Annotated in this window: 14 protein-coding genes; 9 read left to right on the top strand and 5 right to left on the bottom strand. The window is 58.8% G+C overall.

Annotation, left to right across the window (positions count from 1 at the left end):
* Nucleotides 1-116 precede the first annotated feature (116 nt).
* The 3 genes from ACW9I6_RS23705 to ACW9I6_RS23695 are packed head-to-tail and all read right to left on the bottom strand — an operon-like array spanning nt 117 to nt 3,698.
* The gene (locus tag ACW9I6_RS23705) at nt 117-695 is read right to left on the bottom strand and encodes a cob(I)yrinic acid a,c-diamide adenosyltransferase (RefSeq protein WP_008432363.1); all 579 of its coding nucleotides are present in this window, start codon (nt 693-695) and stop codon (nt 117-119) included.
* A gap of 2 nt (nt 696-697) precedes the next feature.
* Nucleotides 698-2,734: a sensor histidine kinase gene (locus tag ACW9I6_RS23700; protein WP_003209782.1), complete on the bottom strand. Its 2,037-nt coding sequence runs from the start codon at nt 2,732-2,734 to the stop codon at nt 698-700.
* 46 nt (nt 2,735-2,780) lie between these two features.
* Nucleotides 2,781-3,698: a putative 2-dehydropantoate 2-reductase gene (locus tag ACW9I6_RS23695; RefSeq protein ID WP_177028601.1), complete on the bottom strand. Its 918-nt coding sequence runs from the start codon at nt 3,696-3,698 to the stop codon at nt 2,781-2,783.
* Nucleotides 3,699-3,824: 126 nt separating this feature from the next.
* On the opposite strand from ACW9I6_RS23695, the gene ACW9I6_RS23690 reads away from it, so the two are divergent.
* Both ACW9I6_RS23690 and ACW9I6_RS23685 read left to right on the top strand, forming a co-directional pair.
* Nucleotides 3,825-4,310: a YajQ family cyclic di-GMP-binding protein gene (locus ACW9I6_RS23690; RefSeq protein WP_017475669.1), complete on the top strand. Its 486-nt coding sequence runs from the start codon at nt 3,825-3,827 to the stop codon at nt 4,308-4,310.
* A gap of 135 nt (nt 4,311-4,445) precedes the next feature.
* On the top strand, nt 4,446-5,288 hold the full coding sequence (locus tag ACW9I6_RS23685; RefSeq protein ID WP_219406080.1) for a mechanosensitive ion channel family protein: 843 nt from the start codon (nt 4,446-4,448) through the stop codon (nt 5,286-5,288).
* Between the two features lie 191 nt (nt 5,289-5,479).
* On the opposite strand, the gene ACW9I6_RS23680 is transcribed toward ACW9I6_RS23685, so the two are convergent.
* Nucleotides 5,480-6,751 carry an OprD family porin gene (locus ACW9I6_RS23680; protein ID WP_003209790.1) on the bottom strand — a complete coding sequence of 424 codons (1,272 nt, stop codon included), beginning with the start codon at nt 6,749-6,751 and terminating at the stop codon, nt 5,480-5,482.
* An 883-nt stretch (nt 6,752-7,634) separates the two neighbouring features.
* On the opposite strand from ACW9I6_RS23680, the gene ACW9I6_RS23675 reads away from it, so the two are divergent.
* Together ACW9I6_RS23675 and ACW9I6_RS23670 are read left to right on the top strand one after the other, a co-directional pair.
* The gene (locus ACW9I6_RS23675; protein WP_003209794.1) at nt 7,635-8,060 is read left to right on the top strand and encodes an HIT domain-containing protein; all 426 of its coding nucleotides are present in this window, start codon (nt 7,635-7,637) and stop codon (nt 8,058-8,060) included.
* A gap of 3 nt (nt 8,061-8,063) precedes the next feature.
* Nucleotides 8,064-8,270 carry a SlyX family protein gene (locus ACW9I6_RS23670; protein WP_003209796.1) on the top strand — a complete coding sequence of 69 codons (207 nt, stop codon included), beginning with the start codon at nt 8,064-8,066 and terminating at the stop codon, nt 8,268-8,270.
* Nucleotides 8,271-8,355: 85 nt separating this feature from the next.
* Here the strand turns inward: ACW9I6_RS23670 and ACW9I6_RS23665 are convergent, their stop codons facing one another.
* A complete protein-coding gene (locus ACW9I6_RS23665) occupies nt 8,356-8,958 on the bottom strand; it encodes a cold-shock protein (protein WP_003209798.1) in 603 nt (200 codons plus the stop codon).
* A gap of 428 nt (nt 8,959-9,386) precedes the next feature.
* Between ACW9I6_RS23665 and ACW9I6_RS23660 the strand changes: the two genes are divergently transcribed.
* The 5 genes from ACW9I6_RS23660 to ACW9I6_RS23640 all read left to right on the top strand — a co-directional run bounded on the left by ACW9I6_RS23660 (nt 9,387) and on the right by ACW9I6_RS23640 (nt 13,644).
* Entirely contained in the window at nt 9,387-9,860 is a 474-nt protein-coding gene (locus ACW9I6_RS23660; protein ID WP_003209800.1) for a Dps family protein, read from the top strand.
* 209 nt (nt 9,861-10,069) lie between these two features.
* Nucleotides 10,070-10,423 carry a ribbon-helix-helix domain-containing protein gene (locus ACW9I6_RS23655; protein ID WP_043225921.1) on the top strand — a complete coding sequence of 118 codons (354 nt, stop codon included), beginning with the start codon at nt 10,070-10,072 and terminating at the stop codon, nt 10,421-10,423.
* Nucleotides 10,424-10,641: 218 nt separating this feature from the next.
* Nucleotides 10,642-10,863, top strand: coding sequence for an FmdB family zinc ribbon protein (locus ACW9I6_RS23650; protein WP_003209804.1), 222 nt, complete (start codon nt 10,642-10,644; stop codon nt 10,861-10,863).
* Between the two features lie 108 nt (nt 10,864-10,971).
* Nucleotides 10,972-12,747, top strand: a complete 1,776-nt coding sequence (gene aspS, locus ACW9I6_RS23645) for an aspartate--tRNA ligase (protein WP_003209808.1) — start codon at nt 10,972-10,974, stop codon at nt 12,745-12,747.
* 150 nt (nt 12,748-12,897) lie between these two features.
* A complete protein-coding gene (locus ACW9I6_RS23640) occupies nt 12,898-13,644 on the top strand; it encodes a YebC/PmpR family DNA-binding transcriptional regulator (protein WP_003209810.1) in 747 nt (248 codons plus the stop codon).
* Nucleotides 13,645-13,709 lie beyond the last annotated feature (65 nt).

The following is a 13,709-nucleotide window of genomic DNA, read 5'->3' as shown; positions in this document are numbered from 1 at the left end:
TGTGGCGAGGGAGCTTGCTCCCGCTGGAGTGCGCAGCGCTCCCGCTTTTTTGGGGCCGCTACGCAGCCCAGCGGGAGCAAGTTCCCTCGCCACAGGTTGCAATCGGTCAGTAAGCGTCAGTGCGGCTTTGCCGCCGCCTGCCACAAGATCTCTGCAACGCCCTGGCGCTTGGCAATCACCCTGGCTGCCACAAAGAGCAAGTCCGACAGCCGGTTGATGTACGCCAACCCGACGCCTTCCAGCGGTTCCTCTGCATTCAGGTGCTGACACCGGCGCTCCGCACTGCGAGCCAGGCTTCGGCATACATGGGCCTGGGCAATCAACGCCGAACCACCCGGCAGAATGAAGTTCTCCAGCGGCCCGACCTCTTCATTCCAGCGATCGATCGCCGCCTCAAGCCGGTCGACTTCCGCCGCGTTCAGCGCCTTGTACACCGGCATCGCCAATTCGCCGCCCAAGTCAAACAGACGATGCTGGCAAGGTGTCAGCACCTCGATCACATCCTTCAACGCTGGATGCTGCCCGCTTTGTTCCTCCAATCCCGCCAGCAACAAACCCAACTGGCTGTTCAGCGCATCCACCTCGCCAATCGCCTCCACCCGTGGATGGTCCTTGGGCACGCGGCGGCCGTCGCCCAGGCCGGTTTCGCCCTTGTCGCCGGTACGGGTGTAAATTTTCGACAGGCGAAAGCCCATGGTTAGCGCTCCAGTTGAGTGAGTTCGTTGGGTGGCAATTGGCTGCCCGCCAGGGGCAGGCGCAAGGTGAAGCAGGTACCCTGGCCAAGGGTCGAATGCACTTCCATCTGCCCCTTGTGATTGTTGGTGATGATGAAATACGAAACCGACAACCCAAGCCCGGTGCCCTGGCCGATTTCCTTGGTGGTGAAGAACGGCTCAAACGTGCGTTTGCGCACGTTCTCGCTCATACCGATGCCGTTGTCTTCCACCTGGATTTCTGCCCACGGCGGGTTGAGCCGGGTGCGCAGGATGATCCGGCCGGGCTCGCTGCCGTCTTCGCGCTGATGAATCGCCTGGGCGGCGTTTTTCAGCAGGTTGAGCAGTACTTGCTCCAGTTCGTTGGCGGTGCCGGGGACCGGGCCCAGTTGCGGGTCGAACTGGCGGATGATCGCCTGGCCCTTGAAGTCGAAGCCGACGGTGAGGTCGAAGTCGTTGCCGGCAATTTCCACGGCCTGGTCGATCAAGGCCGGCAAGTCGCACGGCGCCATCTGCCGGTTGCTGCGGCGGCTGAAGCTGAGCATGTGGGTGACGATTTTCGCCGCCCGGGCGCCAGCCTGCTGGATGCCGTCGAGCAACTGCGGCACTTCGCGGCTTTGCAGGTAGCGGTTGACCGAGTCCAGGTCGATGCCCGCCTGTTCGGCGTGCTCGAGGTTTTTCGGCAGTTCGTTGGACAACCGGCGGCGAATGTTCTGCACGTTATGCAGGATCGCTCCCAGCGGGTTGTTGATTTCGTGCGCCATGCCGGCGGCCAGGCCACCGACCGAGAGCATTTTCTCTGACTGCACCATCATTTCTTCCAGGGACAAGCGCTGGGTGATGTCGTCGATCCGGATCACCACGCCGCGCCCGGCACCGCCCATCAACGGGTAGAAGGTCAGGGCGTAGTGCTTGGGTTCGTCATCCTTGACCCAGGTAACGCGCTCGATCCGCTCTACGGTGTGTTGCTCTACCGTGGCCTTGATCTGCGGCAGGAACGGCTTGAGCGGCTGGAAGGCGAGGAAGATCGGCTGGTTCAGCGCCTCGTCCAGGCGGGTCCCGGAAAGTGCGCTGGCTTCCTGGTTCCACTGGGTGACGTAGAGTTGTTCGTCGAGGGCGATCAGCGCCGAGGGCATCGAGTCGATGATGCTGTTGAGGTAGTTCTGGAAGCCGGTGAGCTTTTTCTCGATCTTGCTGCGCACCTGGACTTCCAGTTCCAGCTTGCGGTTGGTGTGGCGGGTTTCTTCCGCCAGGCCCTGGGCTTGATCGTAGGCGGCCTGGGAATCGTCTCGCGCGCGCTTGAGTTGCTGCTCACGGGCTTCAATGCGCGAAAGCATGGTGTTGAAAGCTTCGGCGAGGCTGCCGATTTCATCATGATTGCCGCGCCCGGCGCGCAGGGCGTAGTTCTCTTCCCGGGTGACCTGGCGCGACAATTCTTCCAGTTCGTGGATCGGCCGGGTAATCAGGCGCTTGATCTGCCGGGCGATCACCAGCCACAGCAGCACGCTGAAGATCAGGATACCCAGGCTGGCGGTGAAGGTCCCGGTATAGAAAGCCACCGGCAGTTCGCTGCTGGCCACCAACAGCAAGTGCCCGGACGGTTTGCCGGCACGGGGCAGGGTGATCACCTGGTTGCTGCGAAATTCGGTGGTACGCCAGGTTTCAATGTCCCGGAAATTATCTGGCAGGTGCAGGCGATTGGCATGTTGCAGCTGGGCCAGGCGCGTGCCATCTCCGTCGTATAAGGCCGCGGCCCGCAATGGCGAGTAGCTGGTCAGTTCATCCAGCAGGGTTTGCGCCTTGAGCGGTGAGTCCAGGGACTCGGCGGCGAGCGACGGGTTGGACACCAGCCGACCGATGGCCTGCAAGGCCTGGGGTGCCATGCTTTCCTGGGAGATCCAGTAGGCGGCGCTGATAAAGGTCAGGTTGGCCACCAGCAAGACGGTGGTCAACAAAACCAGCAGGGCCGCCAGCAGTTTCTGCCCAACCGGTAGATTTTCGAGACGCTGGCGCAGTGGCATCAAGGTTTTCGCTGCAAAGGAACAAGCAGGCAGGGTAGCGCGTGCTTCAGTCGCTGGGCAATCCGCGTGCAGACAGTTGCCGTACCAGGCGCGCCTGGAGTTGTTGCAGGTGCGGCAAGCTCAGTTGGTGGCGGGCGGCCGCCTGGCAGGCATAGCCCAGCAAATAGCTGATTTCGGTGCGTCGGGCACTGGCCACGTCCTGGTACATCGAGGAGTAATTGGCCGCCGTGGCCTGGATTACCCGTTCCACTTCGCTGTGCAAATCCTCTGCGGCAGCGGGTTGGCCGCAGCATTCCAGCAGGTCGGCGAGTTCGGCGCACAGGGTGGCCACTTCGCACTGATGGGCTTGCAGCTCGCCATTGCGACACTGGTAAAGCACGGTCAGCGGGTTGATGGCGCAGTTCAGGGCCAGTTTGCGCCACAGGCGGGTGAGGATGTCGGTGCTCCACTCATGGGGAATGCCGGCGGCTTGCAGGTCATCCAGCCACAGCGGCGGAGTAGGGTGCCGAGCATCCCCCAGCCAGGTGTAGCCATGGCCGGCAAACACTACTCGCCAGTCACTCTCGCGAAACGCGCCTTCGGTGCTGGAGGCGAAGATGCAGCGTGCCTGGGGCAGTTGGGCGGCGACTGCGTCCTGGCTGCCCAGCCCGTTTTGCAACAGGATCAGTTCGGCGTCCGGCACCAGTCGATGTTCCAGCTGTGCGACGGCTTCCTGGGCGTCGTAGGCCTTGCACGCCACCAGCAGGCGATGAATTGGCCCAGGGCTGTCGGAGGTTTCGCCGACGACCGGGTAGGTGTGAGCCACGCCTTGCTCGACCAGGGTCAGGCCATTGGCCGTCTGATAACTCGCCAACCGCCCGGGATCCCGCAGGATCAGGCGCACGGGCAGACCGGCGCGGGCCAGGCGGGCGGCCCACAGTGTTCCGAGGCTGCCGGCGCCGAGGACGTGCCAGGTGGTCGACATCAGTTTTTACTCCGTAAGGCTGCCCGCAGTGAACGAGGCGAAAGAACCGCTATAATGCCCGGGCATTTTAGCCCGGGCGTGCTCCATCTCTACTGAGCCGCGCCCCTTTTTTATTGGAGAAATTACATGCCGTCGTTCGACGTGGTATCCGAACTGGACAAACATGAAGTCACCAACGCCGTCGAGAACGCCGTCAAGGAGCTGGATCGCCGCTATGACTTGAAGGGCAAGGGCAGCTTCGAGTTCAAGGAAAAAGAGCTGACCGTCAACCTGACCGCGGAAGCCGACTTCCAGCTGGAAGCGATGATTGAGATCCTCAAGCTGTCTCTGGTCAAGCGCAAGATCGACGCGCAATGCCTCGAAATCAAGGATGCCTATGCGTCCGGCAAGCTGATGAAGCAGGAAGCCGTGCTCAAGGAAGGCATCGACAAGGAGCTGGCGAAGAAAATCGTCGCTCACGTCAAGGACGCCAAGCTCAAGGTCCAGGCCTCCATCCAGGGCGAGCAGGTACGTATCACCGGTAAGAAGCGTGACGACTTGCAAGAGGCCATTGCTGCCCTGCGCGCCAAGACCTTCGACATGCCGCTGCAGTTCAATAACTTCCGCGACTGATAGCACTTTGGGGAACCTGTGGGCGTTTTTGACGTCCCACGCCCCAGAACCTGCGCCCACCATTGAGCCCTACGGGGCTCAATTGTATTTAGGGCCAACCAATAGGCCGAGCATCCGGTAAACAGGAGAATGTAGATGGACTTGAACGCTGAAGTGGATCACCTGATCAAGAGCTCGGAGTCATGGTTACCGATGATCATGGAATACGGCAGCCGATTTTTGCTGGCGGTGGTCACCCTGGCCATCGGTTGGTGGCTGATCAACGTCTTGACCCACCGAGTGGGGCGTTTGCTGGCACTGCGTAATGCGGACCTGGCGCTGCAACACTTCATTACCAACCTGGCGAACATTGCGCTCAAAGTCATGCTGGTGGTCAACGTGGCCTCGATGATCGGCGTGGCAACTACGTCGTTCGTTGCCGCGATCGGTGCCGCTACCCTGGCCATCGGCCTGGCCTTGCAAGGCAGCCTGGCGAACTTTGCCGGCGGCGTGCTGATTCTGTTGTTCCGCCCGTTCCGCATTGGTGACTGGATCGAAGCCCAGGGCACTTCCGGTACCGTCGACAGCATCCAGATCTTTCACACCGTGTTGCGCACCGGCGACAACAAGACGGTGATCATCCCGAACGGCAGCCTGTCCAACGGCCTCATCACCAACACCAACCGTCAGCCGACCCGTAAAGTGGTATTTGATGTGGGTGTCGACTACGAAGCCGACCTGCAGAAAGCGCGCGAAGTGCTGTTGGAACTGGCCAAGGACCCACGGGTACTGGCTGATCCTGCGCCGGCAGCCGTGGTTTCGACCCTGGGCGACAGTTCAATCACTGTGTCCCTGCGAGTCTGGACCAAGACCTCGGATTATTGGGATGTGATGTTCATGTTCAATGAACTGGCACGTGATCGTTTGAAAGGCGCGGGAATCGATATTCCGTTTCCCCAGCGGGTTATTCGGGTAATGCAGGAAAGCGCTACGAAGTAATGCTATGACTTGCGGATCAAACTTGTCGGATGTGTCAGGTTTGATGTGTAGGATCAAACTAGATAGTTAGCTTGCTAGTTATGTGGTTGTTGAGATCAAGTTGCAATAAAAAAGCCGCTCACTTGCGAACAAGTGAGCGGCTTTTTAGTTAGGGCCGAAACCCTAAGTCATCGTTGTAATCAAACTGCCAATTACAAGATGTTCAGCGGGTATTGCGCGATCAGACGCAGTTCGTCGATGGACGCCGAACCGTAGTACACACCATCGCTGGAGCGATAAGTGGCTTGACGCACGCGCAGGCTCAGGTCTTTTGCCGGGCCGCTCTGGATCACGTACTTGGCTTCGATGTCACGTTCCCATTCTTTGCCGTTCGAGGTGTCGGCGGTGTTGGCGCCGGTACCTTTGACGTAGCGAGTCATGAAGCTCAGGCCTGGTACGCCGAAAGTCGCCATGTTCAGGTCGTAGCGAGCCTGGAACGACTTCTCGTCTTCAGCGTTGAAGTCGGAACGAGCGATGGAGTTGGCAAGGAAGATCGTGCCGCCGCCGTCTACGCCGTAGCCGTAGTCACCGTCGCCGCTGACCTTCTGGTAGGCCAGGGTAAAGGTGTGAGCCTGGATGGTGTACGCGCCTTGCAAGCTGTAGGCACGGTTGTCCAGTTTGGTGGTGCCGTCTTTCTCAGCCCGTTGCAGGCCAGCGCCATCACTTTTGGTGCTGTAGATGTTGAAGTCGACCGCCAGGGACTGCTCATTGCTGAGCGCATGGGTCCAGTTCAGGTTGGCGTAGGTTTTCTTCCAGTAGTCTTCGGTCTTCGCGTAGTAGAGGCTGGCGCTGACTTCTGGAGTCAGGGCGTAGACACCACCGATGAAGTCGGTTTTTGTCAGGCCCAGGCTGTCGCGGTAGGTTTGGGCTTGTGCCACGCTCGAAGTGAAGTGACCGCCTTCAAGTTTCAGGCCTTTGATCTCGTTGCTGGTCAGCGAGATACCCTGTGGCAATTCAGGCAGCAGACGGCTGTCATCGGAAGCGAATACAGGCGCGGTGGTGTACTGGTCGCCGATTTTCAGGACCGTATCGGAGATACGGAACTTAACTGCGCCGCCGCCCTTGGAGTAATCATCCTGAGCGCGACCGTCGGAGCCAGTTGGAAACAGGCCAGTGCCGGAACGACCCTTGCCGCTGTCCAGTTTGACGCCCAACAGACCGATGACGTCGACACCCACACCGATGGTGCCTTGGGTGAAGCCCGACTGGTACAGGCCGTTGAAGCCCAGACCGGTTTCGTCGACGCGGCTCTTGCCGGTGTCATTGTTACGGAAGTCGCGGCTAAAGTTCAGGAGGCGAGTGTTGATGCTGAAAGTGCTGTCTTCAACAAAGCCCTTGGAATCGTCCTGGGAGGACGCCATTGCGAACTGCGAGGTGCCTGCTGAAACAGCCAGGGCGATCATGCTCCACTTCATCACGCGCATCGTGATTTGCTCCTTTGGTTTTAGGAAGAGTACTGCCGTCCCACCTATATTTTTGTCTGGGCGGCTCTTTCTTTTTTGTGTCGGCGCAAAGTTATATCACGCAGACATTATTGACGATACTTGCACATCTATCCTTTCAGCTTCTTTACGGGCCTGTCGTAAATTGCTAGCTCCATGTCGCAAATTCACAGTCCACTTGTAACCGGACTGACAACTTCAATGCTGTTTAAAAACCTTGGAAGCGGGGTGGAAAAGTCACCCCTGAAAGTTTCAACTCATCCCTGTCAGGCATTGAACCGCTGTTATTTTCCGTCGCGAAACACCTGCTTCCCGCCGGTGCCGTTGTCGACGATATGGGTGTGAATGCAACAAGCGTGCACAAACCCGTAACCGAATGTGATTTTTTCGTGAAAAGTGTCAACGGCCTGTAAAAACCGCATAAGCACGGGCTTTTTACGCCGTTTGGTTTGGCCTTGACGCGCCTGCCGTACTCCGGTTCGGTGGCGCATAAAACCTGTACCAGAGCAAAACGTTACCGGTTCACCCCGTTCGGTGGGTAGTTGGCGGATCCCTTTGAAGCACAAATGGGTCATTTTGGTGCAGTGCTTTACTGACTGCGTTTCTGCTCCCGTTCAGCCTTCGCCTTTTGAAAGCCGTCTGGCTCAAGGTCTTGAAGCATGTTCTGCGTCCCGACTTTGACCAGAATTGGATACATTGGTCATTTAGCGTAGCTGAAATATTGGCCTGTCTCGAAATGGTGCGCTTTTTTTCGTGGCGTCCTGTTTGGGCGCGTATTCGGCCACGCGCATTCGCCGTGAAGCGACCGGCATTCGCAGGTATGCTGGGCGCCTGAAACCTGACCCGCCGAACGGGAGTGACTGCTGTGTTCGCCTTAGATCCACGCCTTCAACAAGACACCTTGCCTATCGGGGATTTCCCCCTGTGTCGGCTGCTGCTTTCCAATGACTCGAATTACCCCTGGTTCATCCTGGTGCCGCGCATCGACGGTATCAGCGAAGTGTTTCAACTGGATGTCGCCGACCAGCAGCGGGTGTGGCAGGAAAGCACGGCACTGGCACAGTGGCTGAACGAAGGGTTCGGCGCCGACAAAATGAATATCGGTGCCTTGGGTAATGTGGTCAGCCAACTGCACGTGCATGTGATCGTACGCAAGCGCGACGACGCGGCCTGGCCTGCGCCGGTCTGGGGCAAGCACCCGGCGAAGCCCTACAGTGACGAGCAAGTGGTGGCAATTCGTGCGCGCCTGCGCGAGATCCTGCCGGCCGACTTCACGTTCCTGGAGGCTTGAGCCATGGATCTTCAAGCCCGCGTGACCGACCTGGAAAGCCGCCTGGCCTTTCAGGACGACACCATCGAGACCCTGAATGACATCCTGGTCACCCAGCAGCGTGCCGTGGAACGCCTGCAGTTGCAGATGACTGCGTTGCTCAAGCGCCAGGAAGAAATGGGCGGCCAGTTCGAGTCGTCCGAGGAAGAGGCGCCGCCGCCTCATTATTAATAAGGCAGGGGTTGACCCCCCGGGCATAAAAAAACCGCGATGCAGCCAGGCTGCATCGCGGTTTCTTTTTTTCGGGGTGCTGGAATCAGCGACGCGGCAATGCGGCGATCACATCTTCAGCTTGCAGCCCCTTGTCACGGTTCATGACGGAGAACTCCACGCGCTGGCCTTCCACCAGTACGCGATGGCCTTCGCCGCGAATCGCCCGGAAGTGGACGAAGATATCGTCGCCCGAATCCCGGGAAATAAAGCCGAAGCCCTTGGAGGTGTTGAACCACTTGACGGTCCCGGTATCCCGGTTGGTCATGTCGTAGCTTTGCGACGCAGCGGCCGGGGAGGAGCGGTAAAAACTGATGGCCAGATGAAGAACGATGGCGACCAGTGCTATTGCCAGGCTGAGCAGGACGGCCGGGTGGCCACCCACTTCAGGCATAGGCGCCAGCAGGGTGAGGGTTTGCACGACAACAGCCAGGACCAGCAGGGCGCTGACCAGGTTTTGCAGTTGGTGACGCGGGCCTTTGTTCCAGTATGGAATGACTGGAGCCAGTGTCAGGTTAAGAAGACCAAAGAAGGTCAGGTAGAGAGCGTCAGGTTGCTGCAGGTAAGGCAGGGTCTCTGATCGCAGGCTGGGGATAAAGGACAGCAGCAAAGCTGCAGCGCCCGTTAGCAGGTGGACGATTTTCAACATTTTGATTAACTCACGTTAAGACGGATCACAAGGAAGAGCTGACGGGCACGGTTCGCTTCTGAACAATGGGAGGCGTTGGGCACGTGCACGGGTATCAGCCTATGCCGCTTGCCGCGAAAAATATCGGCGGCGACACGCTGCCTATTTAACAGCAAAGCCTGTGCCTACTCAAATCAAGCATTTCAGGCTGTTACAAGGGGCACGGCATTTCTGCGTCAAACACTTGTCCTAGACAGGTGCAGGCTTTTTCGCAGGTGCTGGGTAATTTTTCCGGTAGCTGTTGAAGCCTTGCCTGTCGGGCAAGCCCGCTCTGCAAGGGGCGATTTGCCGCACCTCGAAAGGGTCAGCCAGGCTGCGCACGGCCGGCACTCTTGCTAGAGTGGTCCTGCACCTGATCAATGAATTTTTATCAATTGAAGGGGAAACACATGGCAATCGATATTGGTATCAGTGAAGAAGACCGTAAATCAATCGTTGATGGACTTTCGCGACTGCTTTCCGATACCTATGTACTTTACCTGAAGACCCACAACTTCCATTGGAACGTAACGGGGCCCATGTTTCGTACACTGCACTTGATGTTTGAAGAGCAGTACAACGAACTGGCGCTGGCGGTGGATTCAATCGCAGAGCGTATTCGTGCCCTGGGCTTTCCCGCACCGGGTGCCTACTCGGTGTATGCGCGACTTTCTTCGATCAAGGAAGAAGAAGGTGTGCCGAGCGCTGAAGACATGATCAAGCAACTGGTCGAAGGCCAGGAAGCGGTGACTCGCACAGCCCGGGGTATCTTCCCGTTGTTGGATAAAGTCAGTGATGAACCGACGGCGGACTTGCTGACCCAGCGTATGCAAGTGCATGAAAAGACCGCATGGATGTTGCGTTCCCTGCTCGAAAACAAATAACACCGGTGGCGGGAGGGCGTCGAGCTGACGCCCCTCGCATGCCTGCTTCCCGGCGATTTCCGTGATTCCGCGAGCTTCCTGATACGCGCGTTGGCTTGTCCTACGGTGATCGGCTCCCTGTCTTCTGGCTGCACTTGTCGTCTTGATGTTTTATAGCTCAACGGCCAACGAGAACATGAGTGGCCGTCAGGCAATGGAGTGTCAAGTGTATGTCACGCGGAGCAGGTAATGGAGTTATGGAAACGTGCGGATTGCACAAGATAAAGGTAGATCCCTTTGCCAAGGGGTTCGATATGAACTTGGCCAGGCCATTGTCCCGATCGGTTCGGCTTAATGGTTTTTCGACGTGTTTGCGGCTCGAAGAGGTGTATTGGAATATCCTCGCGGAGATCGCCAGGATCAATACGTGTTCGGTCAGTGCGCTGCTGTCTTACGTAGACCGGGAAGTGCACTTGCGTTATGGCGGTGTAAAGAACTTCAGCGGTCTGGTCAGGGTGGTTTGCGTGGTGCATGTATTGAAAGGGCGGCTTGTCGCGCCCAGTGTCCAGCCGGACCCTGCATGAACCTTGTGCCGGGCGCCCGTCCCGGGATTGCCCCGGGTCGGGCGGCTGGCAGAAGCCTGCTGCAGTCATCTATATAAAGAGCAGCGCGCCGCTACGGCTGCACAGCCTCGATTTACCAGATATAATCCCGGGCTTTGCTGCGCATGCCGGGACTTTCCCACAGGATAGAGCCAGGGCAGGGCGTGGCGCAGTAATGATCTGATCGCCGAGACATCTCCATGCCCATGTACGACTATCAATGTGCTTCCTGTGGTCATCAGTTGGAAGCCATTCAAAAGATCAGCGCAGCGCCGCTGGTCGATTGCCCTGCCTGCCAGGCACCGGAGCTCAAGAAGATGTTGTCCATGCCGGGCTTTCGCCTGAGTGGCAACGGTTGGTACGAGACCGACTTCAAGACCGGTTCGAAGAAGAATCTGGCCGGCGGCGACAAAGCAGACTGAGTTGAACTCTACGCGCAGGCTCCTGCATTATCCGTCACCTGACTTAGCTGTACGGTGATGAGGCGGGCCTCCACCGAATTTCGAATTACGAGAAGCGAAACCACTATCATGATGCGCAGCCACTATTGCGGCCAACTGAACGAGACCCTGGAAGGTCAGGAAATCACCCTTTGCGGATGGGTTCACCGTCGCCGCGACCACGGCGGGGTGATCTTCCTCGATATCCGTGATCGTGATGGTCTGGCCCAGGTGGTGTTCGATCCGGACCGCGCCGAGAGCTTCGCCGCCGCCGATCGCGTGCGCAGCGAGTACGTCGTGAAGATCACCGGCAAGGTTCGCCTGCGTCCGGCCGGTGCCACCAACGCCAACATGGCGTCGGGCATGATCGAAGTGCTGGGTTACGAACTGGAAGTGCTGAACGAGTCGGAAACCCCGCCGTTCCCGCTGAACGAGTTCTCTGACGTTGGCGAAGAAACCCGCCTGCGTTATCGCTTCCTGGACCTGCGTCGCCCGGAAATGGCCGAGAAGCTGCGCCTGCGTTCGCGCATGACCACCAGCATCCGTCGCTTCCTCGACGAGAACGGCTTCCTCGACGTCGAGACGCCGATCCTGACCCGTGCTACCCCGGAAGGCGCCCGCGACTACCTGGTGCCGAGCCGTACCCACGCCGGTTCCTTCTTCGCCCTGCCGCAATCGCCACAGCTGTTCAAGCAACTGCTGATGGTCGCCGGCTTCGACCGTTACTACCAGATTGCCAAGTGCTTCCGTGACGAAGACCTGCGGGCCGACCGCCAGCCTGAATTCACCCAGATCGACATCGAGACCAGTTTCCTCGATGAAAAAGAGATCATGGGCATCACCGAGCAGATGATCCGCAACCTGTTCAAGGAAGTGCTGAACCTGGAGTTCGGCGAATTCCCGCACATGACCTTCGAAGAAGCCATGCGTCGTTACGGTTCCGACAAGCCAGACCTGCGTAACCCGCTGGAACTGGTTGACGTTGAAGACCAACTGAAAGATGTCGACTTCAAGGTGTTCAGCGGCCCGGCCAACGACCCGAAATGCCGTATCGCCGCACTGCGCGTGCCTGGCGCTGCGAGCATGCCGCGTAAGCAGATCGACGACTACACCAAGTTCGTCGGCATCTACGGTGCCAAGGGCCTGGCGTACATCAAGGTCAACGAGCGCGCCAAGGGCGTCGAAGGCCTGCAGTCGCCAATCGTCAAGAACATCCCTGAAGCCAACCTCAATGTGATCCTGGATCGTGTTGGCGCGGTTGACGGCGACATCGTGTTCTTCGGTGCCGACAAGTCGAAGATCGTCAGCGAAGCGCTGGGTGCACTGCGGATCAAGGTCGGCAACGACCTGAACCTGCTGACCTGCCAGTGGGCGCCGATGTGGGTTGTCGACTTCCCGATGTTCGAAGAAAACGACGACGGCAGCTTCAGCGCACTGCACCACCCGTTCACCGCGCCGAAGTGCACGCCGCAAGAGCTGGAAGCCAACCCGGCTGGCGCTCTGTCCCGTGCCTACGACATGGTGCTCAACGGCACCGAGCTGGGTGGCGGTTCGATCCGTATCCACCGCAAGGAAATGCAGCAATCGGTCTTCCGCCTGCTGGGCATCAACGAAGATGAGCAGCAAGAGAAGTTCGGCTTCCTGCTCGACGCCCTGAAATACGGCGCGCCACCCCATGGCGGCCTGGCCTTCGGCCTGGACCGTCTGGTGATGCTGATGACCGGTGCCCAGTCGATCCGTGAAGTGATTGCCTTCCCGAAAACCCAAAGTGCTGCCGACGTCATGACGCAAGCACCGGGTGTGGTGGATGCCAAGGCACTGCGCGAGCTGCATATCCGTCTGCGCGAGACACCAAAGGCTGAGTAAGGCCGCAGCGTGAAAGCGCGATAAGGTTTTACATTGTCAGCTAAGGGCGCATCTTCGGATGCGCCTTTGCGTTACAAGGGCTGCACGTTAAAGAGGGAAGTCCCGCCTGGGCGGGATCGACAGGTTTCTACAGAATTTCGGAGTTGTGTTATGGCTGGCCATTCCAAGTGGGCGAACATCAAGCACCGCAAAGAGCGTCAGGATGCCAAGAAAGGCAAGATCTTCACCAAGTGGATTCGCGAGCTGACCGTTGCCGCGCGCCAGGGTGGCGGTGACCCGGGTTCCAACCCGCGCCTGCGCCTGGCCCTGGACAAAGCCCTCGGCGCCAACATGAGCCGCGACATCATCGACCGCGCCGTGGCCCGTGGTGCCGGTGCGGCCGATACCGACGACATGGTCGAGTTGAGCTACGAAGGCTACGGCCCGGGTGGCGTGGCGGTGATGGTCGAGTGCATGACCGACAACCGCAACCGTACCGCGGCTGCCGTGCGCCATGCGTTCAGCAAATGTGGCGGCAACCTCGGCACTGACGGTTCGGTGGCCTACCTGTTTGAGCGCAAGGGGCAGATTTCCTTCGCGCCGGGCGTGGATGAAGATGCGCTGATTGAGGCGGCAATGGAGGCCGATGCCGACGACGTGGTGACCAACGAAGACGGTTCCATCGACGTGTTCACCTCGTTCGCGGGCTTCTATTCGGTGCGTAACGCCCTGGAAGCGGCTGGTTTCAAAGGCACCGACGCGGAAATCGTGATGCTGCCGACCACCAGCGCCGAGCTGGACCTGGACGGGGCGCAGAAGGTACTCAAGATGCTCGACATGCTTGAAGACCTGGATGACGTGCAGAACGTCTATTCCAATGCCGATATTCCGGAATCGGTGGCTGAACAGCTAGGCTGAAGGATGATGCAGATCTAATGTGGGAGCGGGCTTGCTCGCGAAGGCGGCGTGTCAGTCAGTCAATA

Source organism: Pseudomonas sp. SDO5522_S412 (genome assembly GCF_054071215.1).
The sequence above is the reverse complement of the archived record's forward strand: the minus strand, read 5'-3'. Positions and strand labels throughout refer to the sequence as shown.

What these genes read in the sequence shown, in the direction of transcription:
- ACW9I6_RS23650 (WP_003209804.1), top strand. Translation starts at nt 10,642, where the DNA reads ATGCCCATGTACGACTATCAATGTGCTTCCTGTGGTCATCAGTTGGAA.
- ACW9I6_RS23670 (WP_003209796.1), top strand. Translation starts at nt 8,064, where the DNA reads ATGGATCTTCAAGCCCGCGTGACCGACCTGGAAAGCCGCCTGGCCTTT.
- ACW9I6_RS23640 (WP_003209810.1), top strand. Translation starts at nt 12,898, where the DNA reads ATGGCTGGCCATTCCAAGTGGGCGAACATCAAGCACCGCAAAGAGCGT.
- ACW9I6_RS23695 (WP_177028601.1), bottom strand. Translation starts at nt 3,698, where the DNA reads ATGTCGACCACCTGGCACGTCCTCGGCGCCGGCAGCCTCGGAACACTG.
- aspS (WP_003209808.1), top strand. Translation starts at nt 10,972, where the DNA reads ATGATGCGCAGCCACTATTGCGGCCAACTGAACGAGACCCTGGAAGGT.
- ACW9I6_RS23705 (WP_008432363.1), bottom strand. Translation starts at nt 695, where the DNA reads ATGGGCTTTCGCCTGTCGAAAATTTACACCCGTACCGGCGACAAGGGC.
- ACW9I6_RS23685 (WP_219406080.1), top strand. Translation starts at nt 4,446, where the DNA reads ATGGACTTGAACGCTGAAGTGGATCACCTGATCAAGAGCTCGGAGTCA.
- ACW9I6_RS23700 (WP_003209782.1), bottom strand. Translation starts at nt 2,734, where the DNA reads ATGCCACTGCGCCAGCGTCTCGAAAATCTACCGGTTGGGCAGAAACTG.
- ACW9I6_RS23690 (WP_017475669.1), top strand. Translation starts at nt 3,825, where the DNA reads ATGCCGTCGTTCGACGTGGTATCCGAACTGGACAAACATGAAGTCACC.
- ACW9I6_RS23655 (WP_043225921.1), top strand. Translation starts at nt 10,070, where the DNA reads ATGTCACGCGGAGCAGGTAATGGAGTTATGGAAACGTGCGGATTGCAC.
- ACW9I6_RS23680 (WP_003209790.1), bottom strand. Translation starts at nt 6,751, where the DNA reads ATGCGCGTGATGAAGTGGAGCATGATCGCCCTGGCTGTTTCAGCAGGC.
- ACW9I6_RS23660 (WP_003209800.1), top strand. Translation starts at nt 9,387, where the DNA reads ATGGCAATCGATATTGGTATCAGTGAAGAAGACCGTAAATCAATCGTT.
- ACW9I6_RS23665 (WP_003209798.1), bottom strand. Translation starts at nt 8,958, where the DNA reads ATGTTGAAAATCGTCCACCTGCTAACGGGCGCTGCAGCTTTGCTGCTG.